Origin of the sequence: Rhizobium sp. BK212, from assembly GCF_014197475.1 — a bacterium.
GTDB lineage: Bacteria > Pseudomonadota > Alphaproteobacteria > Rhizobiales > Rhizobiaceae > Rhizobium > Rhizobium anhuiense.
The window spans coordinates 424,256-450,019 of the sequence record NZ_JACIFS010000001.1; the positions used below are offsets into that span (position 1 = coordinate 424,256).

The window sequence follows — 25,764 nt, forward strand, 5'->3', positions numbered from 1 at the left end:
CCCGCATAGACCTGTGTCGCGATTTGAGGGATCTGGTGCTCAAGCCGTCATCTGAAATTATCAGAACGTCGCTTTGGTGACGTTCTCATCCACCGCATCCGAACGCCCCTCAGACGCAACGCGCAATAGGATAATCCATAAGATGACTAGCCTCGACCGCGGTTATTCGCCATCGGCGATGGACGACGTAGGAGTCTCGATTGCCGAGCGCAGCCGTTACTACACGCTCGATGCCATGCGCGGATTTGCCGCTATCTGTGTTGTCGCTACACATTTCCGGGAGAGCTATGCGCCTTCGGCCTATCTGGCAGTCGATTTTTTCTTCGTTCTCAGCGGATTTATTATCGCGGATATTTATGGAAAACGGCTCTCGCGCGGTCTGCTGTTCCAGTCGTTTATGGCGGCCCGCATCAAGCGCCTTTATCCGCTCTATTTCATCGGAATTGTGGTCGGCCTCGTCCAGATCATTCTGCTAACAAACTGGGGGCTGAGAAATCAAAGTGTCATCGACCTGCTGGTGTCGACGACTGCGAACACGTTCTTTCTGCCGAGCCCGATGTATTTCCTTCAAGCGAACCCGATGCAAGGAATGTTCCCCATCAACGGCCCGGCATGGTCGATGTTCTGGGAGCTGCTGGTGAATATAGTCTTCGCCCTGTGGCTTTTTCGGCTCTCCGTCCGCGCGCTCTGCGGAGTTGCATTGGTCTCGGCTGCATGTTTGGTTTTTGTCGGCCTTAAATACGGCATGTTGAATATTGGCTGGGAGTGGCCCTCAGCGGTCGGTGGACTGCCAAGGGTGATGTTTTCGTTTACGGCAGGGGTGGTGATAAGCCGCCTCTTCGGCGGCATGCCCGCCTGGAGGAAGGGTTGGGTCGCCATTGTGCCATGCCTTCTTCTGATGATTTGCATTGCGGCGCCGGTTCCTGTCGTGTTGCGGCCTTACTACGACTTGATGTTCGCGATGGCCTTGGCCCCGCTCATCGTGATGCTCGGCCTCTTTCTGGAGATGCCCGCAAAAGCCGAGACATTGGCGACGTGGATTGGCTATATTTCCTATCCTGTCTACATCTTGCACCGCGGTGCGATCGGCGTCTTCAAGCCGGTTGCGGCGTCGATTGGATTGAACGGCCCTCTCGCATTCTTAGTATTTCTCAGCGTGGTCCTGTGTTTCGCTTATCTGACCGCTCGTCTCGTTGACAAAACGATGGCCACACGGACTCGTCGCGCTCGATAAGTTTTGCGTCCGTTATGCCGTGGGCTTTCTGTTTGGCGAGAGAACCTTTCACGACGATCACGAACGCTCCAAAAGCAGACCTGCCGCCAAGGCATGAAAGGCCTCGACCGCCTTCGGCAACACGGTCTTCGGGTTTTCGCTGGCGGCGATCCAGAGAGCGGCATTGAGAGCCGCGCCGCTCAGCAATCGGGCCGCCGCCTCGGCGTCGAGCGGCTTGAGGATGCCTTGGGCGGTCAGGCGCTCCACCGTGCTCTTGGTCACCTGTAGACAGTTGTTCTGGCTGGGCCATTGCGAGGGATCACCCAGCACCGCTGGTCCGTCGAGCAGAACGATGCGCTGGACTTCCGGATTGAGCGCCATCTCGATATAGGCCGCGCCCTCGGCGAGTAGGCCCTGCCAGTCGTCACCCGCCCGAGACCCGATCTGTTGAGCGCGCGCCGCCATCTCCGTGTCGATCTGATCGACGACCGCCGCCAGCAGCCCGCGCTTGTCTCCGAAGTTGTGGTAAAGCGCGCCGCGTGTCAGGCCGGCGTCAGCCGTCAGCTCGTCCATCGACGCTGCAGCGTAGCCCTTTTCGGCGAAAGCCTTTCGCGCCGCCGCGATCAGCTTGGCGCGGTTTTCCTGCATCGTTTCATTGCGTGTTTTCGCCATTCGACCCCTCAATTCACATACGAAGCGTATATTAACTTGACATACGATGCGTATGCCAGTTATTTCACATACGTACCGTATATCAAATCGAGCACGCTTGTGAAGCATTCCCCGCGCTCACCGGTCTTTGCCAACATCAAGAGAGATCAGAATGACCCAACGCGAAGCAATCTTTCCTGCCGAAAGGCACGCTCTTTACGAGGAGCACGGCTATTCCGCCGCCATCCGATCCGGTGATCTGCTGTTTGTATCAGGGCAGGTCGGCAGCCGTTCGGATGGAACAGCCGAACCCGATTTCGAACGTCAGGTGCGGCTGGCCTTTGAAAACCTGAAGGCGACGCTGAGCGCCGCCGGCTGCACGCTGGATGACATCGTTGACGTCACCACCTTCCACACCGACCCGGAGAACCAGTTCGGAACGATCATGGCGGTCAAGCAGGAGATCTTCAGCAAGCTACCCTATCCGAATTGGACGGCGCTCGGGGTGAACTGGCTCGCCGGTTTCGATTTCGAGATCAAGGTCATCGCCCGCATTCCGGCAAGTCCTTGATATCGTCCCCCGGCTTGAACGTCAGCAAACAGCGCTGCGGGACCGCTGTCAGCGGCGGGCGACCGGCTTCGTGGCGGCGCGGCGCTGCAGCGCGAAACGTGCAGCCGAGCAGTTGACGTCGGGCACGAGATCGTAGGTCTGCTGGTAGAGGCTCTGCGCCAGCGTATTGTTGCCGCGGGTTTCCGAGGCAAGGGCTGCGAGCGCCGTGCGCTTGTAGGCCTCGACGATCGGTTCGGCGGCCTTTGCCAGCGCCGCATCGTCGGATGGTTCGGCGCTCAGGGAAAGGGCGGCATAGGTTGCGTCGCCATCCCTGCCGACGCGGCCGCCGACGGCGCCGTTGAAGCTTTGCTCGGAAACCTGGCGCATGCGCCGGGCATTCTTGATGCATGTGGGGATGCGGGCGGCTTCCGCGTTGATGCGTTCCGCCGTCGGGCCGCCGTCCGCGCTGCCGCTGTCGGATAGGATGACGTAGCCGATGATGCCGACGATGGCGAGATAGGCGACCCCCATGCCGGCGAGGAAGGCCGGCTGCTTGAGCAACGGCTTCTTCGGCTTGTCGTCACCGGCCTTGGAGGCCTCCTTCTTCGGCGCCTCCTTGGCGGCGGCTTTGACGACGAACTGGAATTCGACGTCCTTGCCGAGACGGAAGCTGTCACCGGCTTTCAGCGAGGCCGTCTGCAGCAGCGCTTCGCCGCGCAGCATGATCGGGTTCAGACCCATGCGGCGAATGATGAAGCCGCCGTCGCTCTGGCGCTCGATGCGCGCATGGATCGGCGCCAGGAACGGATCGTCGACGACGATATCGGCGTTGGAAGCTCGACCGATCGACATTTCCGGCCGGTCGAGGACATGGCTGCGGCTCTGGCCGCCGGGCCCGGTCTGCAGCAGGCTTGGTTTGTTTCCGCGAAAAAAGGAAAAGGCCATGATCAGAACATCCCACTCGACATCATCTCGACGATTGCCGGCGCCAGCACCAGAAGAAGGATCGACACGACGATCATCATCGCCGGCATGACGATCTTGGCTTTCAGCTTTTCACTGGCCCTGTCGGCCTTTTCCCAGCGGCGGAAGCGCAGGTCGCGCGCATGTTCGCGCAGCAGCTCGACGCGGTTGCTGCCCTCGACTTCGCCCTGAATCACGGCGCGAATGACGCGCACGACCTCCTCGGCGGTCATGCGACGCTCCAGCCGCTGCAGCGCCTCGACCATGCCGGTGCCGAGCGCGACGTCCTTCAGCGTCTGTTCGATCTCCTCGCTCATGACGGTGCCGGGTGCGGCCTCGGCATAAAGCCTCAGGCTTTCCGGCAGTGTCGCCTGCGCCTGCTGCGTCATGACGACGAGATCGAGGAAATAGGGAAATTCGCGCGAGATGCGCTCCTTGCGGTCCTGCATCTTGTCGTCGGCGACGACCCAGAAATAGATCGCGGGAATCAGGCCGAGGATCAGCCCGGCCACCAGCCCGCCGATCACGCTGCCGCTGGCGATGCCGAACAGCACGCCGAGCAGGATGAAGCCGAACAGGCTGAGGACGACGAGAAGGGCGATATATTCCCGCCCCGTCACGCCGCCGAAGGGCCGGCCGCCATAGATCAGCTTCTGCTCGAGCTGGGCGCCGTAATCGGCCAGCAGCGGCTCGAAATGGGTCAGCACGAATTCGACAGGCGTGCGCATGCCGATGCTGTCGACGATATTCGGCGGCGGGCCATCGCCGCCCGCGGACCGGCGCACCACCTGGATGCTGCCGAGCAGATCGCCAATCCACCAGACGAAGAGGGCGGCGGTGATGCCGGCAAAGACGACGGCGATCGGGGCGAGGGGTATTTGAGACATCATACCGACACCTTCATCATCGAGCGCATCCAGAAGAAGCCGGTGGCGTAGAGAATGGCGCCGACGATCGCGATGACGATGCCGATGGCGTTGCCGAACACCTTGTCGATCAGTTCCGGCTGGCCGAAAAAGATCATCAGGATCATGAACAGCGCGCCGCCGTTGACGACGCGGAAATTCATGCGCGCCTGCGACGACGAGGTGGTAATCTTCTGGTCGAGCTTCCAGATCTCCTTGAAGGATTTCGACATTTCCGTCAGCGGCTCGGAAATGTCGCCGCCCTGGCGGGCAAAGAGGCCGAGGGCCGCATCGACCATCTTGAAGTGCAGGCTCGGCACGTTGCGGCCGTGGCGGTCGAGCGCCTCGACCAAGCCGATGCCGAGCTTCTGTTCGCGGGCGATGCGCTCGAACTCGCGTGAGGCCGGCATCTGGCCGGTATCGGCCACCGCATTGACGGCGATGGCAAGCGGCTTGCCGGTGCGCACTGCCGAGACGATCTGGTCGACGGCATAGGGAAGCTGCGATTCGATCTGCAGCCAGCGGCGCTGCAGGAAATAGCGGATGATCGCCTTGGGCAAGAAGAAGGCGACCGGGATGGCGATGACGATGCCGGCGATCGGCCCGAAGATCAGCGAGACCACCACGAAGACGAGGATTGCCGTGATGCCGTAGGCGAGGATCATCGTATAGGGCGGAACGGCATCGCGCCCGAAGACCTGGGCCGCCTCGCTGGCGAGCGCGATGTCGCGTTCGGTGGCGCGCAACAGCGGCGCCGGCCAGCGCACCGGCGCGCCCCAGACGAGCAGTCCCGCCGTCACTGCGCCGAGGGCGACCGTAAAGATCTGCAGAATGCTGATATTCATGGTTTCCCCCTCAAACGAACATGTCCAATTTTTCGATTTCGCCGTCGTCGTTGAACTCGACGAGCTCGGCGACGAAGCTCGGCAGGTAACCGGTGAAGGCATGCACTGCCTGGCCGCCGGCGCGGCCGACGAGATGGAAGATCGGCTCGACGATGACAAGACCGGTATCCGGATCGATGCCGATCACCTCGGATATCTCGGTGACGGCGCGCCGGCCGCTCTCCAGACGGTTGAGCTGCACGACGAGCTCGACGGCGGCGACGATCTGCTGGCGGATCGCCATGACCGGCAGCGAGCTCTGGCCCTGCAGCACCATCACCTCCAGCCGGGTCATCATGTCCTGCGGCGTATTGGCATGCGCCGTCGTCATCGAGCCAGCATGGCCGGTGTTCATCGCCTGCAGCATGTCGATTGCCTCGGCACCGCGGCACTCGCCGACGATGATGCGGTCGGGCCGCATGCGCAGCGCGTTGCGCACCAGGTCGCGGATGGTGACGCTGGTCTCGGATTCCGCCGTCTTCGGCCGCGATTGCAGGTAAACGACATGGATGCCGTCGAGCTGCAGTTCCGACGTGTCCTCGACCGCCACGACGCGCTCGCCGACCGGGATGAACTGCGACAGGCTGTTCAACAGCGTCGTCTTGCCGGAGCCGGTGCCGCCCGAGACGACGATGTTCTTGCGGGCGCGGACGGCCGCCTCGAGGAAGGCGCGCATCGGCTCGCTGAGCGCACCTGCCGTGACCAGCTTGCTAATGTCGAGCCGCGACTTGCCGCCGAATTTGCGGATGGTCAGGCAGGCGCCCTTGACCGCAAGCGGCGGAATGACGGCGTTGACGCGCGAACCGTCCGGCATGCGGAAGTCGGCCATCGCCTCGCTCTCGTTGATCGAGCGGTTGGAATCGACGGCGATGCGCTCGATCACCTTCATCAGCTGCCGCTCATTGGCAAAGGCGAAGGGGTAGCGCTCCAGCAGGCCGAATTTTTCGACATAGATCTCGTCGTAGCGCGTCACCATGATTTCCGAGATGACGTCGAGATCCATCAGCTCCGAGATCGTCCCCCAGCGATACATCAGCTCCTCGATATTGGAGCGCAGGTGCATATGGGCGATCTCGTAGCGGTCGCCGGCATTGAAAAGCGCCTGCCGGGCCTGGAAGGCGGCGCTGAAACGGGTATCGAGCTGGGCGAAGTCCGCGCGGGTGGATTCGAAGTTCAGCTTCAGCTGCAGCGCCGAGATCAGCGCCTTGCCGACGTCGAACAGGCGGCGGTTGTCCTGTTCCTCGCGCGCCAGGCTTGCGGCATTCGACGAGGCGTCGCGCCGGCCGGTCCGGGCGATGCGTTTTGCCAGCCATCGATAGACGGCGTTCTTGATGACGAGGATGACAAGATCCTGCGGCGCGCTGTCGAGCGCCTCCTTGATGAACATGTCGAGACGCTCGCGGATGCGGCCGCGCGTCTCCTCGCGGCCGAAATCGGAAGATTTCACCAGCCGGTCATACTGCGTGTCTTTTAGCAGTCGCTCATGTATCTCCATCTGCAGCGCCAGCACCCGTTCCTGGTCCGGAAACTGCGTGACCGCCTCAGGCGCTGCCACCGGCTCGACGAGTTCGATCGTGACGTTCGGCACCCAGATCGACATGCCGGCCGAGACCGCGACCGGCGTGCCGGCCCGAAGCGGCTGGTCGTCGACGCGCGTCGGGTTGCGCCCATGATGCTGCACCGACCAGCCCTGGCCCGATTTCCGCAGCACGAATTGCGGCGAGGAGACATGGCTGCCGCGCAACCGCACGACGCCCGCACCGGCCGGCAGCGTCAGCGTGCTGCTTTCGCCGACAAAATAGGTCTCATTCGCCGAGAGCGGGATCACCTCCCGACCGCTGCCGTCCTCATAGGAAATTTTCAACAGCATGGCTCATTCCCCCGCGACGGTCACATGCGCGTCCAGTTGATGCTCGGCAGGTCCTCGACGGTATTGTCGGTCGGATTGCGCAGCACGAGATTGAGGCTGCCGTTCGACTGGCCCATGGCGAAGATCAGCATCTCGGCTTCCGACGGCGTCACTTCGACGGTCACATTGTTGTAAGTGCTGTTGGCCTTGGTCACCGCACCCTCCGGGGTCGTCGCCGCACCGACGGCCAGAACCTTGACGTTCTGCAGGAAGGTGCGGGTGACGACGCGGGTGCGTGAGCTGATGCCGAGTTTATAATCCTGCGCCTGCTTCCGGTAGGCGTTGACATCGTTCTCGTCGGCGCCCGGATACTGGGTGAGGTAGTTCTTCAGCATCTGCTCGACCGGCGACGGCGGCTGGGCCGGAGCCGGCGGTTGCCCAGTCGCGGCAGGCTGCTGGCCCGGAACGGCAGGCGTCTGGCCAGGTGTTCCGGGCTGGGTCGCGGCGGCGGGCGCCACCGGCTCGACCGGTTCGTCGACCGTGCCGAGGATATCGACATAGCTGCCCGGCTCGACGAAATGGCCGACGGCCGCGGCAGCGTTGACGGGAAGGGTCAGCGCCCGCTTGCCGGGCGCAATCATCGTCGTCAGGCGCCCGCCATCGGTATCGTCGAAATACTGGAAGAGCAGCACCGAGCCGGCCGGAATGTCGCTCGCAGCCGTCCTGTCCTTCAGCCATTCCTGGTAGGCGCTGGCAGCGGGAACCGCGAGTTTGGCAAGCGCCCCGAAACTTTCCGGCAGCATCACCGGTTCGGCGAGCATATCGGGCGTGATCGCCTGGCCTCGCGTCACCTTCCGGTCTGGCTGGAGCCGCATGAAGGCATAGGCCACCTGCTCGTTCTTGACGCTCTCGGTCCAGAAGTAGAGCAGAACGCCGGTGATGAGCCCGACGATGACGGCCGCAATGAGCTTCCAGTTCATGGTGTTATTCCTTCGACGAAGGGTTGCCGGATTTGAATGACCTCGACGGTCCTGCCGTCGGTTTTGCTGCGCGTGTACAAGACATTGGCCTCGACGCTGCCGCGCCGGCCGTAAAGGGCGGTGACCCCGCCGCGCTCAGCCGGCGGCGTCTCGATGGTGAAGCCGTCGCGGGCAAGAAGATCGGCGCGCTGATCCGACCAGCGCGAGGCCGAAATGGTGCCTTTCGACACGACCGTGCGCGAGGTGTGGCCCTTGTCGCGATCGCCGATATCGCTCAGCACCTCGACGCCGGCCGGCGGACGCAGCGACATCGGCAGCTTGCTGACATCGGCAGGCGCCGCAAAGGCCGGCAGCGTCGAGGCGACATCCTCGAAGCGGCTCATCAGCACCTCGGTCATCGGCGCATCGGCGGGACGGCGGATCATGATCGAGACGCCCGGGATCGGCGCTCTTGCCGAAGGATTGGCCGGATCCTGCCGCCTGAGATAATCGAGGGCGGCCTCGCCGTCGCCGTCGAAGAAGCGCACCACCACGGCGAGGTCATCGCGGATGCGGCTTACCTTCGGGACGATCAGCATGTTGGCGGCGATGACGGCGGTCAGCTCTTGCCTGTCATTGCTCTTCGGCAGGGCAGGTCTTGTATTGACGGCCAGCACCCGCAGCCACTCGTCGGTGATATCGGAAATGCTGCGGTCGCTCTGGTAGGGCGTGAATTCTAGCGGCTGGCCGTTGATGGCGAGATCGCGCGGCGAACGTTCCGGCGCGCCGAGAATGCCGGCCAACATCGAATTCAGCGTCACCCTGAAATCCTTGTAGATCTCGGCACGGCCCGGCGTGGCCACCACGGTGGCGAGGCTGATGACCAGCGCCAAACTCGTGAGATGGCCGGCAAAACGGAAGGAGATGCGCGAGCCCTGTCCCATCTCATTTCGCTCCCGGAAAGACGCCGTCGAAGAGATCGCCGGAATCGTCGGCCACATCGCGGATTTCCCGGCGCAGCGTCGGATCGTAGCCGCGGCGCGTGGTATCGTTGTTGTGCGAGGCAAACAGCGTCGAGTCATCCACCGTGAACGCATCCTTCCAGTGGATGCTCCTGATCGTATCGAGATCGTCGGAATCCCTGAACTTGTAGACCCGGTCGGCGGTCGCGGTGACCAGCTGCGGCTTTTCATTGGCGAGGTCGCCGACCATATCGCCGAAGTCGCGACCGTCGCTCTTCAGGGTATTTTGCACGTCGTCCCAGACAAAGGTGCGTTGCGGTTCGCCGTCGCCTTCATGCGACGGGGTGCGCGAGCAGTTCATGGCGTCGCGGCCGGGCAGGGCCGGCAAGGCCGGGATCGGGAAGACGTTCGAGAAGTCGGAGGTGCAGGTGAGCCCATTCGCCTCGGCGAAGGCGGAGTTGCGCATGGCGAGCATGGTCCCGACCTTCTTGGTGGAAATCCTGTTCGCGTGGATCACGAAAATCACGATCAGCAGGATGACCGGCGCGGCGAGCACGAATTCAATCGAGGCAAGCCCGCGACTGTCGCGGTGCAGCCGCATCAGCAGCCCGCGGCCCGGAGGACCGCCCATTGGCTCAGTGTGTGTTGACGGCAGCCCAGGCATTGGCTCCTCCCTGATCGAAGACGCGCGTCAGGCCGGTGAAACTGTCGGCGGCCGGGCTCTGCTTGATGGTGTTCGAGACCTCGCCCATATCGTCGGCAAGCGTGGCGGGAGCCAGCGATGCGAGCCAGTCCTGGGTATAGAGGTCGAAGGCCGTGTAATTGTGGACCCAGCTCTGCGCCAAGGCATAGGCGGATGGCGTCTTGTCCTTGAAGATGCGGACCTGCAGCCGGGCGCGCGGTGCGCGCGAAACGACCGCCAGCGTCTGGTAGTCGGTGAGCTGGTCGCCCCCGAAGGGCGTGAAGTTGAAGGGTATGCGTCCCTTCAGCCAATAGGGCTTCGGGAAGGAGACGACGGGCAGACTAGCGCCCGCCACGGAGATCGCACCGCCCGCCGGGCCGCAGACCTGGTTCCAGATCATGTCGAACTTGCGGGTGAAGTCGTTCTCGTCCTTTGTCTGCGCATCCGAATAACGCGGCGGCACGTCGATCGGCAGCTGGAAGGGGTTGGTGATGCCGAAGCCGACGCCGAAGACCTTGTCTGCCAGCCAGAAACTGACATCGAGCGCCAATTCTTCCCAAAAGCCGAGGTCGCCGGCATATTGCTCGACAATCGCCTTGAACGGAACCTTGCTCAGGTAAGCCGGGCCGAAGGCTTCATAAAAGATGTAGAATTCCACCAGTTGATCGTCGATGCCGCTCTCGTGGTTGACCCAGTCGCGAATATGGCTGCCGTCGACCCCGCCTGCCGTCAGCGGACCCTTGCCGTTGGGGAAGCCACGATTGGCGAACTCGCCGCGCATGAGGAGCGGATCCTGTCCCTGAGTCCCATAGGACATGGCAAGGCACATTTCGGTATAGGCCGCGGCGGGATTGACGCCATCACGGTCCACCGGCAGGTTGCCGCCGGCACCTTCTCCGGCCTGGCCGCAGGATTCGCACGGGGGATGGAAGACGACGTGATCCGACTTGTTGAGGCGCACGAGGTGCAGGGCTTCGTTGCCGACGCGCTGCGGAAAGCTTTCGACGAGGTAGTCGTTCAGATCGTTCATCGCATCGATGATGTCACTGGACTTGTTGATAAGACCCCAGGGATCGTATTTGACTTGCGCCGCCACCGTATAGGCAATCGCCTTGGTGGCTTCCGTCGCCCGGAATCCCTGGAACGCCAGGCAAGCGCCGTAGATGATGCCGCCGACGATCGGTACCTTTTGCCAGCCGGGGCAATAGGGCATCGGCGGAAGCGGCGGCAGCAGGGATGCCGGCCCAAAGCCTTCCGTGAAGGAATATTCGGCGAGTTTCGCCAGAATGACACCCGAGCGCAGGGCCAGTTCCGCCGTCGTAAGTTGGAAGGCGACCGAGGTCGCCATGACGACGGTTGCTTGCGAAGAAGCGACGTTGTTCATCGCCATGATGTTGAGATAACGCGCTTCCCAATCGGCATGGACGAGCGCGGCGGCGTCGGCCGTATCCTGCGTGCGCTGCTTGTCGTAGATCATCTGTCCGGTGTTCAGGATCCAGACGATCATCAATGCGAGCGCGATCGTCATGTAGAGTATGATCGGCGAGAGGAAGCCGCGTTCGTCGCGGTGCAGACGTTTGATGAAGGTCGGTGTCATAGCAAGTTCACCTCCGCCGTCGAAATCGTGTAGTAGCGGCCGTCCTTCCTTTGGCCGCGGGCAAAGACCCAGCCGGCATATTCGAGCAGCAGGAAACGCGCTTCCACCTTGGCGGTCACAGGCACGTGCGGCGAGCGGTTGATGGCGGCATAAAGCGCCATCGGCGCACGGTCGACAGTCACGGTGACGTTCTGCGGATCGAACATATAACGGGCCTGGTTGCGCATGGCGCGCCAGTTCTTGGAAAGGCCCGAGGCATCGGCAAGGCTTTTCAGTGCGTCTTCCGGCGGCTGGCAGGCACCGACGCATTTCAACTGGTCGTAGGGAGCGGCCGGAATCAGCGCCAGGCGGGCGGCAAGATCGGCCTTGCCGGCGGCGGCATCGTCGTCACAAGTCTTGGCGTCGATCAAGCTCCGGATGGTGATCGGCAGGGCCGGGCAGAAATAGACGCGGGCGCTGCGCGCCGCCGCATAGGCGGCGTAATGGGTGAAGAGGTGGTTTTTAGCCAGGATCGTGAACTGGAAGACCACGAACATGAAGAAGACGAAGACCGGCGTGACGAGCACGAAATCCATCATTGTCGTGCTGCCTGATGTATCGCCGTGCAGCTCGGATATCCGGCGCCGGCGGGCGGAAAGCCGCGGCAGCAGCAGCATCGAGGCAAGCAAGATCATGGCGATCGCGAAGGTGCCGAAGAGCGCGCCGTGATCCTCAGGGATCCAGAAGGTCCGTGAGTGCAGGATCGAACTCCAGAAAGCACCGTCGAAGATGGGGCGTTCGAGTTCCGCGCGCATTGCCGTTACCTCACGAGTGAGAGAGGGGTGAAATCGGGCATGAAAAGGCACCAGAGAAGTCCGAGCGCAGCGGCAACGCCGAAGCGGACGGTTTGATGGGTTTCGCGCGGCTTCAGCACTGAAGCGGCATCGCGGAAACCGGCGGGCAGGAGCAGCGCAAACAGTCCGACAGTTCGGGCCAGCACGCTCCACTGAACACGCCGCGCCATCGAGAAAACGGCGATCACGCCGCCGATCATAAGCGATGCGAGGGTCACGTCGATGGCGGGCCACAGGCCGAGAATGGCGCCGAGCGCCGCCATCAGCTTGACATCGCCGCCGCCGCAGCTTCCGGCTGCGAAGGCGATGAAAAAGATCAGGCCGGCTGCGAGGAGCCCGGCAAAGGCCAGGCCGATCCCGGTCAGACCGCCACTGAGCGCTGCCAGCATGAACCCGCCAAGCAGGCAGGGATAGGTGACGGCGTTCGGGATATGACCGTGGCGATGGTCGAGCACCGCCGCGGTCATGGTGCAGGCGACGGCAAGAGCCGCCGCTGCAGGCATCAGGGTCAGATCGTAGGTCATGTCCATGACACTGATCCGCTTATTGACCCGGCTCGGGAATTCTCTCAGCGTCGGAGAGAGCCGTGTTCTTTTCGTTGAACCATTCGCCGATCTGTTTGCCGAATGCGAGCAAAAGCAGCATCAGCGGAATGACGATCAAAGCGACGGCCAGGACGATCTGGGCCATGTCGCCGCGCTCGTCCTTGTGAAGTGCAATTGCGATAGTCTTGAGTTTTCCAAACATCTGCGTATTCCTCGTTCCTAGGTTTGTTTCGGATCGAAGACCTTGGCGAAGATGAAGCAAGCATACGCTATCGATCCGAACCAGCACGTTGCTCGTTCCAATGATATTTTCTGCTTCAGCTTATCTTCCCCAGCGGCCAACGCTTGTTGAGCAACACCATTAAGACCCAAGAGTGCGCCCAAGGCCAGCCCTCCGTCAAGCAAACGAAACGAAGGGTTCCAATTGACTTGGAGACGTCGCCGGCAAAGCCGCAGTTGACGGCAGAGTTTTTCAACTAACCGTTTGAACCGTCTGCGGTTTTACCTGCCGAGACGAAGTTTTTGGCGCTGTTGCGGCACCTCGTCTACTGCTCCATAATTGGTCAATTCTTTCAAAGCGATAGAAGAAGTGGCGCGCTTCACTCATAATGGCCGTCTTCGTCGAGCCCAACCATGGTGTTATTTGAGGATCTGGATTAAGCTTTCCTCAAATGGTGGACATGGTCCGCCAGTCGATCCGGAGAGAAAACGATGGAAACGATGAGCAGCATCTTGATACTTGGATTGGTCCTCATTCCACTGATGATGTTCTTTCCGACCGCCGTTCAGATGATGGCGACACTCTTCGGCATGAGCACGGTTCTGGTCGGGATGCCGCTCTGATGAAAGCCGTTTCCGACGACGCTGCCGAACAGGCAACCTTCCAGGTTCTGACCCGGGCGCTGGACAAGCTGCTCGGGCCGATCCGTTTTCTCCTCGAGGATCCGAGCGTTTCCGAAATCCTGATCAACGGGACATCCGACATCTTCGTCGAAAGGCGAGGCAAGCTCGAACGCGCCGATACGCGTTTCGCCAGTCGCGAGGACCTGGAATCGGCCGCGCGCAGCATCGCGCAATTCTCCGGCAAGCGGCTGACGCCGGAGGAGCCGAGCGTGGAGGCCCGCCTGCCGGATGGTTCACGCGTCCAGATGATCCAGCCGCCGGCGGCCCGCACCGGGCTCTGCATCTCCATCCGCCGCTTTCTGAAAGAACATCGCAGCATCCGCGATCTCGTCACACAGGGCAGCCTGACCGAGGAGTCGCTGTCGCTGCTGCAGGCCGCCGTCGGGCTGCAGAAGAACGTCATCATCTCCGGCGGCACCGGCACCGGCAAGACGACGATGCTGAACGCGCTGTCGGAAGCCTTTGCCGACCACGAACGCATCATCGTCATCGAGGACACGTCGGAACTGCAGATCCGCAAGGAGCACGTGGTCTATCTCGAAGTGACGAAGCCTGACCGTTTCGGCCGCGGCGGCGCCAGCATCCGCGACCTGTTCCGCTCGTCGCTGCGCATGCGGCCCGACCGCATCATCGTCGGCGAGTGCCGCGGCGGCGAGGCGCTCGATATGATCCAGGCAATGACCTCGGGCCATAGCGGCAGCCTTTCGACGGTGCATGCGAACACGCCCTACGATGCCCTGCACCGGCTGGAAACGCTGGCGCTGATGTCCGACATCGACATGCCGCTGCGGCCACTGCGCGCCCAGATCGCCTCGGCAGTCGACGTCGTCGTGCAGATCGCCCGCTTCAAGCGCACCGGAAGACGGCGGGTGATCGAGATTTCCGAGATCAAGGGCCTGAACAATGACGGCCAGTATATCGTCGAAAGCATCTACAAGCTTGAGGGCGACGGCCACTCCAATTCCGATGGCGCATTGCTATGGACCGGCGTCGTGCCCAGCTTCGCCACCGATGCGATGGAAGAACTGCAAGGCGCAGAGCGCGCGGAGTGGATGACGGCCGAAGCCACCGCGCGGGCAACGGCTTGAAATCTGTTGGCGGACGCTACTTGGGAACTGTCTGCCCGACTTTCGACGCTTGGTAAAAGGCCCGGAGATCGCGCCGAGCGTCGATAGCATGCACCGGCCGCGCAGATTTTTCTGCGGAAATCGAATCGCCATTAATGCCGGGCCGATACTCTTGTTCGCTATCCCCTACAATTTAAAGGGTTCACAAAACTGTCATAATCCGCAATCATGGGTAGATTGATTGTTTTATTTCAATGTGAGCCGATGTTCCGATATAGCACGCCCCCAATGTTCGACTGTGCAACGGCCTTGGCGGCATCTGTTGTGTCGTACTTTGACCCCGAGTCCAAAGCAATCAGCCCTCCTCGTTGGGAGAAAGAACGGGAACTCCATAAGTCGACAGTCGAATTTGTGCGGCGGGGATTGGAAATCGAGGTAGCCGAAGCGTGGTCTATCTCTCCTTCGGTGCCTTCTTTTTTTAGGGGTGTTTTGTCGAGCATCAAAGATGCCCTTGAACGGCCCGGCATGCCGGTCAACCAGGCAACTATTGTAGCGAGTCGTGTCCTTTCTGAAACGAGGCTGCTTTTTGCCATGCAAAATTTTGACGCAAATTCGGCGTCTCCGAGCAAGCGGCGATCAGATCACCCCGGTAAAGTCAGCGTTATAATTCCTTTTCGAGCAACCGTCCCTCATGACGGCCGGCTGCGAAACCTGCTTTCGTGTTTGAGGGTACTTACCCGACAGAGCGCTGGAGCAGTATCCATCGTCGTTGTCGAAGATGATGAGATTCCCCGCAACAGGGGGGCACTGGAGCACTACGACATCCAATATCATCATCGGCTGAACACCGGCAAATTCAACAAATCAGCAGCGATTAATTTCGGCTCATCAATTTGCAGATCGGATGATGGGATTCTCTGCATTCTCGACGGTGATGCCTACCTAGATGAAACATTTGTCGATCAGTCGATAGGTTGCCTCATTGAGTCGGGCTGCAAGGTACTCTTTCCCTACACGGACATGTACTTCATTCAGCCGGAAGATACGGGCCGAATATACGAAAAGGGATTTCGGTCTGCCTGCCCAATCTTCGGGTACGTTTCGAAGAATGCACCAGGAGGCTGTGTCTGGTTATTTCAAGAAACATTCGACGCCGTTGGCGGATTCGACGCAGGCTTTGTCGGCTGGGGAGGAGAAGACCGTGACTTCTTCAGCCGGGTTGAAGCGATTGAGAAAATCGCCCGCCTTCCCGGCATTTTTGCCCATCTCTATCACGAACGAGCCCCAGAAATAAAAATATCGATGAATTCAGGAAAGCCATGGGAAAATGACTATAGAGCCTCTGCCACCTAAAGTATAAGTGAAGGAAATTTATAGTGCAAAATGCGATATCCGAATATATAACGGATTTTAATAGCGCTTTGGCGTCAGTGCATTTAAATTCGATTGCCTCTTTCGTTGATCTGATCGATGACGCTTGGCAGCGGGATAAGCAAATCATAGTTTGCGGCAATGGCGGCAGTGCTTTGACGGCGCTCCATTACGTTACTGACTGGAACAAATCGCTCCCACTCGCGACAGGGAGGCGGTTTCGTGGTCGGTCCGTTCTTGACAATATTGGTTTGCTGACTGCCCACGCGAACGACCAATCCTATCCAGAAAGTTTTGCCGAGCAGATCCGCAATGTAGTCGATCCCGGCGACGTTGTTCTGCTGATTTCCGGTAGTGGCAACTCCGCCAACGTCGTCCAAGGGGCGAAAGTCGCAAAGTCCCTTGGCGCAACGGTCGCCTCGATCGTCGGGTTTGATGGCGGAGCACTGGTATCGTTGTCCGACCGGATTCTTCACGTTTCGCGTTCCGACATGCAAATATGTGAAGACATTCACATGATGGTCGGACACATGATCCTGCGCACACTGATCAAGCGGCACACTCCCCCTATTGCTGCTGCATGAGCCATCTCAAATCGCCTGACGTACCGCCCGACTTAATAGTTTCAAAAACCCCATTGAGGGTGAGCTTCCTGGGTGGAGGAAGTGATGTGCCAAGCTTCTATAAGAAAATGAATGGCGGCGTCGTGAGCACCGCCATCGACAAGTTTGTGTTCGTGACCGCCAAATGGCGACGCGATAGCAAAATCAGGTTGGTTACTCATTCGGAACAGCTATTCTCAACCTGGCATAAGATAAGCGATCCGATCCTACGATCGGTTTTCCAGTCTCTCAACTGGCGAGGGGGAGTTGACGTTTCGATCATGTCGGACGTCACATCAAGCGGAAGCGGCCTTGGAGCATCCAGTGCCGTTGCCGTTGGCCTGTTCAATGCACTTGTGCAACTCGCCGGTCATTTTCTCGAACCGAATGAGCTAGCAGCGCGCGCTGCGCACGCCGAAATGATAATTGCTGGCCGCGAGATCGGGAAGCAGGATGCCTACCCTCCGGCCTTTGGCGGTCTTCGACATTATCGGTTTTTGTCTAACGAAACGGTCGAATGCCGTGGCCTCGACCTTTCGCCTGATGTGCAAGCAGAATTGTCAAGCTGGCTTATGCTGCTCGACAGCGGTTATCGCCGGGACGCGTCGAAAACATTGGCAACACAAAGGGTTCTTGTGTCGCCCGTTGCACGCGACGAGGTTCTGGCAAGGATGGTCCACCTTGCTGAAGACTTGGCATTGGACTTGGAACGTTCGGATCTATCGAACGTCGGAAATTACTTCGACGAGGCGTGGCATCTCAAAGAGCGCCTTGGCGCTTTAGATGGCAAACCTGAGCTGGCGGAGATTTACAATCGAGCCAAGCGTTGCGGGGCTTTAGGTGCGAAAATTCTGGGAGCCGGCGGAGGAGGATATTTCCTGTTTCTAGCGCCCCCTAGCGCACATGCTCAGCTCCAGGATGCCTTTCACAGCAAAGCCTTGCACAAGGTTTCCATCCATAGCGAAGGCTCTCGTGCCGACAAGATTGACTACTCTGGCGTGGGAGCGTCTTAATGGAAGGTGCAGATCACTTTGATGTTTTGGTCGTGGGAGCTGGCTGCGCAGGGCTCACAACTGCCGACGTTCTAAGCGAACTTGGCGCAAAAGTCCTCCTCATCGAGCAAGGAGATAAAATCGCTCCTGGTCCAAGCACTCGGAACGGGGGCTATGTTCACGGTGGCGGTTTTCATGCCGCTGTGATCGATGATCCGATACGGGCGGCCCGCACTGCGCAACGATGCAGGGAAGGGTGCGAATTTTACCGCACGCATCATTGGACGGCGATCCATCACAACGCAGCGCCGGTTCGCCTTCTTGTCCGCGACAAGGTTCTCGCAGACCGAGCCCTGGAAAGATGGGCCTCTTTTCAGATAGAAGCGATCCCTCTTTCTTCTGCCCAATTGGCCAACCCTGAATTTGAATTCCGCGGAAACGCCACGGTTGCTGCATACGTGAAGGACCTGCCGATCAACTACGCAATGGTCTACCAGAAGCTCCTATCCCGGATGCTTCATAGAGGCGTCACCACGTGGGTGGGACATCGCCTGTCTTCATACGTCGATGGCATTGCAACAATCACGGTCGCGGGTGAGACCAAGCGCGTGAGGGTAAAGCAGGTCGTCTATTGCGCAGGTTTCGAAACAAAAGGCTTGTTGGAGCGAAACAGAGACCGGTGGAGTTCACTCGGGGATACGACTGTTAAACTATGGAAAAGTCATGTTGTTTTGACGAAGCGTTTCACGAAATTTGGATACATGATCGTCGATCCCGGTGACGTTTCGGTGATGCCCCAAGGCGACTACTGCGTTGTATGTCAGAGCCAGGAGGATTTGGAAATCGAAGCGCCCAACTATGACCAGGTGCCCTCCACTGTTGCCGGCATCAAAGACCGGCTGAATACAACCTATAACGTCCCGCATTTCGCAGCTTATCAGTCCAATGCCTGCCTGAAGCCGAGCATTCATGTCAGCAGCGCCGGCCCACGATCAGTTGACGTGCATGTCATAGAGCTTTCTGAAAATGAGATCCTCGCCCTTCCAGGCAAAGCAACGGAAGCTCCCCTCATGGCAGCAGAGGTAGCCGCCAAATTACAAGCCATGCTCACGTATTCAATAACGAAACGGCCGGGAGACACATATTCATGGTGAAACACAGATTCCCGGAAGAGACCCATCTTTCAGTGGTAGCTCGAAATGTCCGCTGCAAGCTCGCTGGTAGTTTCGAGTTCGATGACGCAGGTCGATCGGAACAGTTCCGCATTTGGTCAGATTTCACACGGACTCGGCCGAGCGCGTTCGATGGCGCACTTCTCAGGCTCAAATCTTTTGCGAGCGCAAAGGGCATCGCGGCAATCGAGGCAGAGCGGACATCCTTCTCCGCTTACATCACATCACGCCAGCCGTCGTTTTCTGATGAGTTTCCAGCGTCAGGAAGAGCAGACCCCCTGGGCTTGACTGTTCTTCTTGTCAGCCGCGATAACCACCTTGTCCTCACTCAGCGGAGCCTAACAGCCGAGCAAAACCCGGGTGGTCTCTATTTCGTCGGCGGATATGCCGAGCCGACCGCGCGCGATGGAGAGATCAATCTATTCGAAGAAGCCACGCGCGAAGTGAAAGAAGAACTTGGGGTTCTGGATGTTGATCCAGACCGATCATGGCTGATCGGCCTAGCGTATGATCCTGTCTACTGCCATCCGGAGCTGTTCTTCGTTATGAGGGCCGGTCACACTGCGGCGGAGATTGTGAGCCTCAGCCGGGATGCGGATGATCGGAATGAGGCAAACAGCATCTTTACGCATCCATTTGATGCCGTTCTATCAGAGGATGTGAAGCAACTGGCGACTTTTCCGAGGACGTGGAGCTATATCAGAGGCATTAACTTCGCGAGACGCCATGTTGAAACCACTGGCCGGTTATAAGCGGCAGGAATACGAGAAATTCCATTCTCGCATATACTGGCGACGCGAACGACAAAGCCGACCGCGGCAGGAAATTCTATTCTTGGACCGGGATGGCGTCCTCAACGTCGATAGCGGATATGTGGGGAGTATTCGGCAAGTTGAACTCCTGCCCGGGGTGATCAATGCGATCCAATTTTGTCGCCGGTCAGGAATCTTCGTCGCTCTCGTGACAAATCAAAGCGGCATTGGAAGAAAGTATTACTCCTGGGCTGATTTCGAGTTGGTGTGCCATCACATAGAGCAATCGATCTCAAAAGATGCTCCAATGTTCGAAGCTATTGCAGCCTGCGCTCAGGTTCCAAATCCGGACTTAGTGGAGGAGTTCGAATGGAGGAAGCCAGGCCCGGGCATGATACAGGCAATTTGTGACCGGTTGGAGTTACGCGCGGACCGGTGTTGGCTTGTCGGAGATCGGCTCTCTGATGTTGAAGCAGCTGCGCGAGCCGGACTTGCCGGTGCAGTTCAAATATCGGACCCGCGATCGAAGCGAGCGAGCCCTGCTTCCACGGGATTTTCCCATCTTTATGCAGATGAAGCCGCTGACGCCATTGCGCTGGCCGCATCATCAATCCTTCGACAAAGAGATTTAAGGGATCGCAATGTCTATGAGTGACGCCGAGACCACGTCAACTCGGTGGAATAATGTCGCCTATGCTCTGTCCATCGGCCTGCTAACGGCGTCAGTAAATCCCAATCTTTCCTTGTATCTGTATGAGAGATTTCGCGTCGACCCCACCACGCTAAGCTGGCTTTTGGGTCTGAACAGTATTGCCGGCTTGGTTTTCACATTGATTATACCGGCGATCTCCGATCGCGTTTCAGACCTCCGAAGAATGCTTTCCACGGTGAATTGCGTTGCATTTTTCGGGTTGGCTAGCATTCCTTTCGTGTCAGACCCGCACACGCTTGGCCTGCTGTTTGTTCTGTTGCTGGGACCATACAGCGCGTTATCGAGCCTCTTTTTCGCATACATTCGACGGACGCATTCCAACCCATCGCTCGTTGTGAAATTACGGAGCCTGTTTTCTGTCGCATGGGTCGTGGGACCAGCAGCAGCCACCACAGCGATGACCAGTTTCGGTCTATCAAGCATATTTTGGATTGCCGCGACTCTTTGTTTAGCCAACAGCATGTTTATTTGGTGGATGCCGTCATCCAACCCACCGTTTCCCCGAGCTAAGAGGGACAACGGTCAAAACGGAAAAATTACTGTTATCTTGATGTTCGCTGGTTTTGTGCTCCTTCTGGGCACCAACTATATCACGGGCAACGTGGTCTCCTTGTTGCTAAGGGATGAGTTTCACTCAACTCTGTTTCAGATCGGCCTCGTCGCAAGCTTGGCCGCCGCGTTTGAGATACCGCTGTTCTTTTTATTGCCAATTGTCGCAGAAAGACGTGGACGCGCATTCGTGTTTAAAATTGGCTGTCTAGCAGGGCTCCTTTACTGCATCGGCCTTTCAGCCTCACAAAACTACCTGCAAGTTCTGCTCTTACAGGCTCTTAACGCCGTATTCGTTGCATCCGTGATAGGAATGGGGCTTGCCTGGTTCCAGGAAATTCACCCGGCGAAGATTGGATTCATGACGGGACTTTTTTCCAACGCTTCGCGTCTAAGCGCATTGGTCGCGGCACCAGTTATCGGCACGTCAACACTTTATTTTGCAAGCTATCGAGGTCCCATCCTAGTTGCAGCCATCATGGTCCTGGCGGGCGGGCTGATTCTGCTCCCGATCGCCGCCGACAGGAAACAGCACGCTCGGTAGCTTCCATGCGACGTGCAGGAAATCGCACCTGCCATATTTTTCATCCGACCACTCGATCACCGTCGTTAGAGTGTCATTCGCCCCCAGCCGGAACCGCTCTCTCTCAACCAATTCCACCGGCCCTTGGTCGGTGTCCGGATGGGTCTCGTAGAGGATTACATAGGGAGCCTCAACGAGCATGCGCGCCGAGGGACTGATATCCCGTTGGCGTGAGCCGAGACGCGGCTGGTCGATCAAAAGCATCGCCTTCTCTCGGAAACGGCGGAAATATCGCTCCGCCGCCTGAGGCTGTTCCCGGGCGATGTCAGCGTAGATTTTTTTCACGCCGGCGCGGGCGGCGACAGTCCAGACGAGCGGGCATGCTGGGCGGCGAGCTTGGCTTCCTGGCGTGCCTCGTCGAGCAGCCGATCGAAATCTACGGGCTCAATGCCGCCGCTTGCCTTGCCTTCGGCCCAGAATGCGCGCAAGCGCTCAATGTCGCCCTTACGGGATTCCCATTTTGCAGACCAGTCGCGGATAGCTTCACGGATTACTTCGCTGCTGCTGGCGTATGCGCCGCTTTCCACGGCATCGCGCAGCAAATCCGCCTGCTGTGGCGTCATCGAGACACTAATCTTTTCGACGTTGGGCACAAGCAGCTCCATTTCCCCGCGGTGGTAAAGATTACCACCGCCTCGACCTCCTGCCAAGTATCCTGGAAATGGCGCCATTGCCGACACGGATGGCCCCTATGCGTCGTCCTTTTCGGCGCTCGCCGCCATATGGGTGAGTTCGTCCCAGAGGCTTTCGGCAAAGCTGCGCAGGACCGTGAGTTCGAAGCTGTCATCGCCGGTGCGGACGATCTGCACGGAGAGATGACCAACCATGGTCATGGCCGAATGGCCTTCCGGGAAGACGCCGGGATCGAGATTGACGGCGGTGCCCTTTGAGAGAAGCGCCCGCGAAGAGCGGCCGGAAACGCCGATGCGCACACGCCCGTGGCTCTGGTCCATGACGTAGGCCTTTCCGGCAAGTGCTGCTGCGAGAGCATCGAGGCTGGCCGGGGTGAGCGGCTCGTCGCCGGCGACGAACCATTGGCGGAAGCCGGCCTTGCGGATCGAACTTTTGGCCAAGCCCGCCTTTGCCAATTCCGCAGCGAGCGTGGATGGCTCGATCGCACCGAACACATGCAGGAGATGGCCTTCCGGTAAGGCTTGCAGCCGGATGCCTGCTTCCGAGATACCACTATAAGCCGTTCCGGCCAGAACCGGTTTGTGTTGCGGAAGATCAGGCATGGAGCTTCTCGTTTTCGGGATCGATGAAGACGGGATGGCAGAGCACCGCATCGGTGAATTCGTTGCGCAGGCCGTTCCAGACCGTCACCTTTTCACCGACGCGCTCCGGCCCGCGCTTGACGAGCGCCAGGCCGATCGTATGGCCGAGCCCCGGCGAAAAGGCGCTCGATGTGACGTAGCCCTGATCGTTTTCGAGCGTCGCCGCAGCGCCCTCGGCAAGGATATGCGAGCCGGTGCGGAAGCCGCTTGTCGGATTGAGCGGTTTGACGCCGACGAGGCGCGGGCGCTCGGGATCCTGCAGGCCGTCGCGGGCAAGCATGGCCTTGCCGATGAAATCCGGCTTGGTTGATGAAACCATGCGGCCGAAACCGAGATCGCCTGGGGTGACCGTGCCGTTGATCTCGGCATGGGTGACGTGGCCCTTCTCGATGCGCATGACGCCGAGCGCTTCGGCGCCATAGGCTGAGATGCCATGTTTCTCACCGGCTGCCATGATCGCGTCGGCAACGCCTTCGCCGTAGCCGGCCGGTACTGCCAGCTCGTAGGCGAGTTCGCCGGAGAAGGAGATCCGGAAGAGCCGGCCTTCGAGCCCGCCGCCGAAGAGCGAGACCTTGCGGGCGCTCATGAAGGGGAAGGCCGCATCCGACAGATCCTCGTCGACGATCTCGGAGAGGATGTCGCGCGACTTCGGCCCGGCAACGGCCATCTGCGCCCATTGATCGGTGGAGGAGGCGAAGCAGACGTCGAGCTCCGGCCAGAGCGTCTGGGCGCAGAATTCGAGATGGGTGAGCACGCCGGCGGCAAGTGCGGTCGTCGTCGTCATGAAGAAATGATCGTCGCTGAACCGGCTGGTGGTGCCGTCGTCATAGATGAAGCCATCCTCGCGCAGCATGATGCCGTAACGCGCCTTGCCGACGGCAAGCTTGGCGAAGCCGTTGCAATAGATGCGATCGAGGAAGGTCGCGGCATCCCTGCCGAAGATTTCGATCTTGCCGAGGGTCGAGACGTCGCAGAGGCCGGCATTTTTGCGGATGTTCAATACTTCGCGGTCGACGCTTTCGCGCCACGTCGTTTCGCCCACGCGCGGGAACCAGGAAGAACGATACCAGAGGCCGGTTTCGACGAAGACCGCGCCGTTTTTCTCGGCCCAGCCATGCAGCGGCGATTTGCGCGCCGGCTGGAAATGTTTGCCGCGCGATGCCCCGGTCAAAGCGCCGAAGGAGACCGGCGTATAGAAGGGCCGGAAGGTCGTCGTTCCCACCTCGGCGGGCGACACGCCACGCGTCTCGGCGAGAATGCCGATGGCGTTGATGTTGGAAAGCTTGCCCTGGTCGGTCGCCATGCCGCTGGTGGTATAACGCTTGGCGAGCTCGACATGGCCGTAGCCTTCGCGCACGGCCAGCCCAAGGTCCTTGAGATGCACGTCGTTCTGATAGTCGACGAAGGCCTTGCCCTTTGAACCTTTGACCGACCAGAGCGGCTTTGCGTGCTGAGCCGTCTCGGTGGCGGAAGCAAAGGCCGGTTCCGCGGCGAGGCCGATTGCCTGCAATGCGGCGGCGGCCTTTGCGGCGCCATCGCCGAGGCAGGCTGTGGTCTGCGCAAGGCCGTCTGCGGCGCCCGCAACCGCGAGGCCTTCCTGTGCAGTCGGCGCCAGAAACCCCGAAGTCTCCTCCGACCATCGCGGCTTGCCGCCGCGATGGCAGGCAAGATGAATGACCGGGCTCCAGCCACCCGACATCGCGAGCGCATCCGCGTCGATCCGGCGAAGGCCGCCTGCGGTTTCGACGCCGACGCTGTGCAGGCGCTTGCCGCCGAACGCATCGATCACCCGGGCGCCCCGCAGAACCTCGGCACGGCCCTGCCAGCTCTTGCCGCCATCGGCGCGACTGTCGATGATCGCCGCAACTCGAAGGCCGGAGGCTTCAAGGTCGGCGGCGGTGTCATATCCGGCATCATTGGTGGTGAAGATCACCGTGCTTTGGCCCGGCGCCACCGCCTGCCGGTTGAGATAGCTGCGCATGGCGCCTGCAATCATCACACCGGGAATATCGTTGCCGCCAAAGACGAGCGGCCGCTCTTCGGCGCCGGTCGCCAGGATCGCCTGGCGGGCGACGATGCGCCACAACCGTTCGACCGGACGATCCGGATCGGGCATCGCTACATGCTTCTGCACCCGCTCGACGGCGCCGAAGACATTGTCGTCGTACCAGCCGAACACCGTCATGCGCGGCATGCGGCGCACGTTCTCCAGGCCCTCCAGCTCGGCAAGCAGCTCGTTGAGAACAGTGCCCGCCGGCTTGCCGTCGACGGTGCCGGTCTCGGAAAGCAGGCTACCGCCGAGTTCCGGCCCCTCGTCGGCGAGGATGACGCGTGCGCCGGCCCGGCCGGCGGTCAGCGCTGCGGCAAGGCCGGCAGGGCCGGCGCCGATCACCAGCAGATCGCAATGCGCCCAGCATTTCTCGTAGGAATCAGGATCGGCTTCGTAGGAGGCTCTGCCGAGGCCCGCCGCCTTGCGGATCACCGGCTCGTAGAGCTTTTCCCAGAGGGCCGCCGGCCACATGAAGGTCTTGTAATAGAAGCCGGCGCTGAGGAAGGGCGACAGCAGCCCGTTGACCGCGCCGATATCGAAGCCGAGAGAGGGCCAGCGGTTCTGGCTCTTTGCCGTCAACCCCTGATAAAGCTCGATCATCGTCGCGCGTGTATTCGGTTCGGTGCGCCCGCCGCTGCCTGTCGTCACCAGCGCGTTCGGTTCGGCGGCCCCCGCCGTCAGAATGCCGCGCGGGCGGTGATATTTGAAGCTGCGGCCGACGAGCTGGACGCCGTTGGCGAGCAGCGCCGAGGCGAGCGTGTCGCCCGGATGGCCTTCGAGCGGCCTGCCGTCGAAGGTGAAGCCGAGCGTTGTGGCGCGGTCGATCCGGCCGCCGGAGGAGAGACGGAAACTCGTCATGCCGGTTCTCCGCCGAGCTTGGAAAGGGCGGCATCCCTGACGCGGTGGACCGCATGGGTGACGGTGTCGCGCTCGACGATCAGCCAGCGGCGGCATCCGGAGGTGTGATGCCAGTATTCGCTGTGCCGGCCGCGCGGATTGTCACGGAGATAGACATAGTCGAACCAGGCATCCGCGCCGGCATCCGGCGCCGGCCTGGCAAGGCTGGCATCGCCGCGGATCGAAAATTCCTCCTTGGGCCGGGCACCGCAATGGGGACATGAAATCAGGCTTGCCATGGTCGAAT

General features: G+C 60.2%; 27 protein-coding genes. 10 read left to right on the forward strand and 17 right to left on the reverse strand.

The window, feature by feature from the left end:
• The first annotated feature begins 142 nt into the window (after positions 1-142).
• Positions 143-1,234 carry an acyltransferase gene (locus tag FHT79_RS02040; protein WP_183902927.1) on the forward strand — a complete coding sequence of 364 codons (1,092 nt, stop codon included), beginning with the start codon at positions 143-145 and terminating at the stop codon, positions 1,232-1,234.
• Between the two features lie 57 nt (positions 1,235-1,291).
• Here FHT79_RS02040 and FHT79_RS02045 read toward each other — a convergent pair whose 3' ends face one another.
• Positions 1,292-1,885, reverse strand: a complete 594-nt coding sequence (locus FHT79_RS02045) for a TetR/AcrR family transcriptional regulator (RefSeq protein WP_183902928.1) — start codon at positions 1,883-1,885, stop codon at positions 1,292-1,294.
• 151 nt (positions 1,886-2,036) lie between these two features.
• On the opposite strand from FHT79_RS02045, the gene FHT79_RS02050 reads away from it, so the two are divergent.
• Positions 2,037-2,435, forward strand: a complete 399-nt coding sequence (locus FHT79_RS02050) for a RidA family protein (protein WP_183902929.1) — start codon at positions 2,037-2,039, stop codon at positions 2,433-2,435.
• 48 nt (positions 2,436-2,483) lie between these two features.
• Here the strand turns inward: FHT79_RS02050 and FHT79_RS02055 are convergent, their stop codons facing one another.
• Genes FHT79_RS02055 through FHT79_RS02105 form a run of 11 tightly spaced genes read right to left on the reverse strand, consistent with a single transcriptional unit; the run spans position 2,484 to position 12,795 of the window.
• Entirely contained in the window at positions 2,484-3,359 is an 876-nt protein-coding gene (locus tag FHT79_RS02055) for an FHA domain-containing protein (protein ID WP_183902930.1), read from the reverse strand.
• A gap of 2 nt (positions 3,360-3,361) precedes the next feature.
• The gene (locus tag FHT79_RS02060; RefSeq protein ID WP_097542631.1) at positions 3,362-4,267 is read right to left on the reverse strand and encodes a type II secretion system F family protein; all 906 of its coding nucleotides are present in this window, start codon (positions 4,265-4,267) and stop codon (positions 3,362-3,364) included.
• Positions 4,264-5,127 (reverse strand): type II secretion system F family protein, encoded by an 864-nt coding sequence (locus tag FHT79_RS02065; RefSeq protein ID WP_029868316.1) that lies wholly within the window; start codon positions 5,125-5,127, stop codon positions 4,264-4,266. Before FHT79_RS02065 ends, FHT79_RS02060 begins: the two co-directional genes overlap by 4 nt.
• A 10-nt stretch (positions 5,128-5,137) precedes the next feature.
• Positions 5,138-7,036 carry an ATPase, T2SS/T4P/T4SS family gene (locus FHT79_RS02070; protein ID WP_029868317.1) on the reverse strand — a complete coding sequence of 633 codons (1,899 nt, stop codon included), beginning with the start codon at positions 7,034-7,036 and terminating at the stop codon, positions 5,138-5,140.
• A 20-nt stretch (positions 7,037-7,056) separates the two neighbouring features.
• Positions 7,057-7,995: an RcpC/CpaB family pilus assembly protein gene (locus FHT79_RS02075; protein WP_097630154.1), complete on the reverse strand. Its 939-nt coding sequence runs from the start codon at positions 7,993-7,995 to the stop codon at positions 7,057-7,059.
• Entirely contained in the window at positions 7,992-8,918 is a 927-nt protein-coding gene (locus FHT79_RS02080; protein ID WP_097542633.1) for a hypothetical protein, read from the reverse strand. Before FHT79_RS02080 ends, FHT79_RS02075 begins: the two co-directional genes overlap by 4 nt.
• Before the next feature lies 1 nt (position 8,919).
• Positions 8,920-9,600, reverse strand: a complete 681-nt coding sequence (locus FHT79_RS02085; protein ID WP_097594693.1) for a TadE family protein — start codon at positions 9,598-9,600, stop codon at positions 8,920-8,922.
• On the reverse strand, positions 9,572-11,215 hold the full coding sequence (locus FHT79_RS02090) for a Tad domain-containing protein (RefSeq protein ID WP_097622405.1): 1,644 nt from the start codon (positions 11,213-11,215) through the stop codon (positions 9,572-9,574). Before FHT79_RS02090 ends, FHT79_RS02085 begins: the two co-directional genes overlap by 29 nt.
• On the reverse strand, positions 11,212-12,009 hold the full coding sequence (locus FHT79_RS02095) for a TadE/TadG family type IV pilus assembly protein (RefSeq protein WP_063475689.1): 798 nt from the start codon (positions 12,007-12,009) through the stop codon (positions 11,212-11,214). Before FHT79_RS02095 ends, FHT79_RS02090 begins: the two co-directional genes overlap by 4 nt.
• A 5-nt stretch (positions 12,010-12,014) precedes the next feature.
• Positions 12,015-12,578 (reverse strand): A24 family peptidase, encoded by a 564-nt coding sequence (locus FHT79_RS02100; protein ID WP_183902931.1) that lies wholly within the window; start codon positions 12,576-12,578, stop codon positions 12,015-12,017.
• A gap of 13 nt (positions 12,579-12,591) precedes the next feature.
• The gene (locus FHT79_RS02105) at positions 12,592-12,795 is read right to left on the reverse strand and encodes a hypothetical protein (protein WP_047611854.1); all 204 of its coding nucleotides are present in this window, start codon (positions 12,793-12,795) and stop codon (positions 12,592-12,594) included.
• 469 nt (positions 12,796-13,264) lie between these two features.
• Between FHT79_RS02105 and FHT79_RS02110 the strand changes: the two genes are divergently transcribed.
• The 8 genes from FHT79_RS02110 (at position 13,265) to FHT79_RS02145 (ending at position 21,257) form a co-directional block, all read left to right on the forward strand.
• Positions 13,265-14,584: an ATPase, T2SS/T4P/T4SS family gene (locus FHT79_RS02110; RefSeq protein WP_244604739.1), complete on the forward strand. Its 1,320-nt coding sequence runs from the start codon at positions 13,265-13,267 to the stop codon at positions 14,582-14,584.
• A gap of 207 nt (positions 14,585-14,791) precedes the next feature.
• Entirely contained in the window at positions 14,792-15,916 is a 1,125-nt protein-coding gene (locus tag FHT79_RS02115; protein ID WP_183902932.1) for a galactosyltransferase-related protein, read from the forward strand.
• Positions 15,917-15,939: 23 nt separating this feature from the next.
• Positions 15,940-16,518 (forward strand): SIS domain-containing protein, encoded by a 579-nt coding sequence (locus tag FHT79_RS02120; protein ID WP_206114689.1) that lies wholly within the window; start codon positions 15,940-15,942, stop codon positions 16,516-16,518.
• 86 nt (positions 16,519-16,604) lie between these two features.
• Positions 16,605-17,549 carry a hypothetical protein gene (locus tag FHT79_RS02125; RefSeq protein ID WP_164735877.1) on the forward strand — a complete coding sequence of 315 codons (945 nt, stop codon included), beginning with the start codon at positions 16,605-16,607 and terminating at the stop codon, positions 17,547-17,549.
• Positions 17,549-18,682, forward strand: a complete 1,134-nt coding sequence (locus FHT79_RS02130; protein ID WP_097542640.1) for an FAD-dependent oxidoreductase — start codon at positions 17,549-17,551, stop codon at positions 18,680-18,682. Before FHT79_RS02125 ends, FHT79_RS02130 begins: the two co-directional genes overlap by 1 nt.
• A complete protein-coding gene (locus tag FHT79_RS02135; protein WP_097622403.1) occupies positions 18,676-19,452 on the forward strand; it encodes an NUDIX hydrolase in 777 nt (258 codons plus the stop codon). The genes FHT79_RS02130 and FHT79_RS02135 overlap by 7 nt, the downstream gene beginning before the upstream one ends.
• Positions 19,427-20,107 (forward strand): HAD-IIIA family hydrolase, encoded by a 681-nt coding sequence (locus FHT79_RS02140; protein WP_097622402.1) that lies wholly within the window; start codon positions 19,427-19,429, stop codon positions 20,105-20,107. Before FHT79_RS02135 ends, FHT79_RS02140 begins: the two co-directional genes overlap by 26 nt.
• Entirely contained in the window at positions 20,100-21,257 is a 1,158-nt protein-coding gene (locus FHT79_RS02145; protein WP_097542643.1) for an MFS transporter, read from the forward strand. The genes FHT79_RS02140 and FHT79_RS02145 overlap by 8 nt, the downstream gene beginning before the upstream one ends.
• On the opposite strand, the gene FHT79_RS32480 is transcribed toward FHT79_RS02145, so the two are convergent.
• From FHT79_RS32480 to FHT79_RS02170, 5 genes are all read right to left on the reverse strand, one after another.
• A complete protein-coding gene (locus FHT79_RS32480; RefSeq protein ID WP_097622400.1) occupies positions 21,177-21,581 on the reverse strand; it encodes a type II toxin-antitoxin system RelE/ParE family toxin in 405 nt (134 codons plus the stop codon). The genes FHT79_RS02145 and FHT79_RS32480 overlap by 81 nt on opposite strands.
• Positions 21,578-21,889 (reverse strand): type II toxin-antitoxin system ParD family antitoxin, encoded by a 312-nt coding sequence (locus FHT79_RS02155; RefSeq protein WP_097622649.1) that lies wholly within the window; start codon positions 21,887-21,889, stop codon positions 21,578-21,580. The genes FHT79_RS32480 and FHT79_RS02155 overlap by 4 nt, the downstream gene beginning before the upstream one ends.
• Positions 21,890-21,985: 96 nt before the next feature.
• Positions 21,986-22,531, reverse strand: coding sequence for a sarcosine oxidase subunit gamma family protein (locus tag FHT79_RS02160; RefSeq protein ID WP_183902933.1), 546 nt, complete (start codon positions 22,529-22,531; stop codon positions 21,986-21,988).
• Positions 22,524-25,478, reverse strand: coding sequence for a sarcosine oxidase subunit alpha family protein (locus FHT79_RS02165; RefSeq protein ID WP_183902934.1), 2,955 nt, complete (start codon positions 25,476-25,478; stop codon positions 22,524-22,526). Before FHT79_RS02165 ends, FHT79_RS02160 begins: the two co-directional genes overlap by 8 nt.
• Complete coding sequence (locus tag FHT79_RS02170) at positions 25,475-25,756, reverse strand: sarcosine oxidase subunit delta (RefSeq protein WP_047611841.1); 282 nt, start codon at positions 25,754-25,756, stop codon at positions 25,475-25,477. The genes FHT79_RS02165 and FHT79_RS02170 overlap by 4 nt, the downstream gene beginning before the upstream one ends.
• Positions 25,757-25,764: the final 8 nt, after the last annotated feature.

What these genes read in the sequence shown, in the direction of transcription:
- FHT79_RS02040 (WP_183902927.1), top strand. Translation starts at nt 143, where the DNA reads ATGACTAGCCTCGACCGCGGTTATTCGCCATCGGCGATGGACGACGTA.
- FHT79_RS02045 (WP_183902928.1), bottom strand. Translation starts at nt 1,885, where the DNA reads ATGGCGAAAACACGCAATGAAACGATGCAGGAAAACCGCGCCAAGCTG.
- FHT79_RS02050 (WP_183902929.1), top strand. Translation starts at nt 2,037, where the DNA reads ATGACCCAACGCGAAGCAATCTTTCCTGCCGAAAGGCACGCTCTTTAC.
- FHT79_RS02055 (WP_183902930.1), bottom strand. Translation starts at nt 3,359, where the DNA reads ATGGCCTTTTCCTTTTTTCGCGGAAACAAACCAAGCCTGCTGCAGACC.
- FHT79_RS02060 (WP_097542631.1), bottom strand. Translation starts at nt 4,267, where the DNA reads ATGATGTCTCAAATACCCCTCGCCCCGATCGCCGTCGTCTTTGCCGGC.
- FHT79_RS02065 (WP_029868316.1), bottom strand. Translation starts at nt 5,127, where the DNA reads ATGAATATCAGCATTCTGCAGATCTTTACGGTCGCCCTCGGCGCAGTG.
- FHT79_RS02070 (WP_029868317.1), bottom strand. Translation starts at nt 7,036, where the DNA reads ATGCTGTTGAAAATTTCCTATGAGGACGGCAGCGGTCGGGAGGTGATC.
- FHT79_RS02075 (WP_097630154.1), bottom strand. Translation starts at nt 7,995, where the DNA reads ATGAACTGGAAGCTCATTGCGGCCGTCATCGTCGGGCTCATCACCGGC.
- FHT79_RS02080 (WP_097542633.1), bottom strand. Translation starts at nt 8,918, where the DNA reads ATGGGACAGGGCTCGCGCATCTCCTTCCGTTTTGCCGGCCATCTCACG.
- FHT79_RS02085 (WP_097594693.1), bottom strand. Translation starts at nt 9,600, where the DNA reads ATGCCTGGGCTGCCGTCAACACACACTGAGCCAATGGGCGGTCCTCCG.
- FHT79_RS02090 (WP_097622405.1), bottom strand. Translation starts at nt 11,215, where the DNA reads ATGACACCGACCTTCATCAAACGTCTGCACCGCGACGAACGCGGCTTC.
- FHT79_RS02095 (WP_063475689.1), bottom strand. Translation starts at nt 12,009, where the DNA reads ATGCGCGCGGAACTCGAACGCCCCATCTTCGACGGTGCTTTCTGGAGT.
- FHT79_RS02100 (WP_183902931.1), bottom strand. Translation starts at nt 12,578, where the DNA reads ATGGACATGACCTACGATCTGACCCTGATGCCTGCAGCGGCGGCTCTT.
- FHT79_RS02105 (WP_047611854.1), bottom strand. Translation starts at nt 12,795, where the DNA reads ATGTTTGGAAAACTCAAGACTATCGCAATTGCACTTCACAAGGACGAG.
- FHT79_RS02110 (WP_244604739.1), top strand. Translation starts at nt 13,265, where the DNA reads ATGGTGGACATGGTCCGCCAGTCGATCCGGAGAGAAAACGATGGAAAC.
- FHT79_RS02115 (WP_183902932.1), top strand. Translation starts at nt 14,792, where the DNA reads ATGGGTAGATTGATTGTTTTATTTCAATGTGAGCCGATGTTCCGATAT.
- FHT79_RS02130 (WP_097542640.1), top strand. Translation starts at nt 17,549, where the DNA reads ATGGAAGGTGCAGATCACTTTGATGTTTTGGTCGTGGGAGCTGGCTGC.
- FHT79_RS02135 (WP_097622403.1), top strand. Translation starts at nt 18,676, where the DNA reads ATGGTGAAACACAGATTCCCGGAAGAGACCCATCTTTCAGTGGTAGCT.
- FHT79_RS02140 (WP_097622402.1), top strand. Translation starts at nt 19,427, where the DNA reads ATGTTGAAACCACTGGCCGGTTATAAGCGGCAGGAATACGAGAAATTC.
- FHT79_RS02145 (WP_097542643.1), top strand. Translation starts at nt 20,100, where the DNA reads ATGAGTGACGCCGAGACCACGTCAACTCGGTGGAATAATGTCGCCTAT.
- FHT79_RS02160 (WP_183902933.1), bottom strand. Translation starts at nt 22,531, where the DNA reads ATGCCTGATCTTCCGCAACACAAACCGGTTCTGGCCGGAACGGCTTAT.
- FHT79_RS02165 (WP_183902934.1), bottom strand. Translation starts at nt 25,478, where the DNA reads ATGACGAGTTTCCGTCTCTCCTCCGGCGGCCGGATCGACCGCGCCACA.
- FHT79_RS02170 (WP_047611841.1), bottom strand. Translation starts at nt 25,756, where the DNA reads ATGGCAAGCCTGATTTCATGTCCCCATTGCGGTGCCCGGCCCAAGGAG.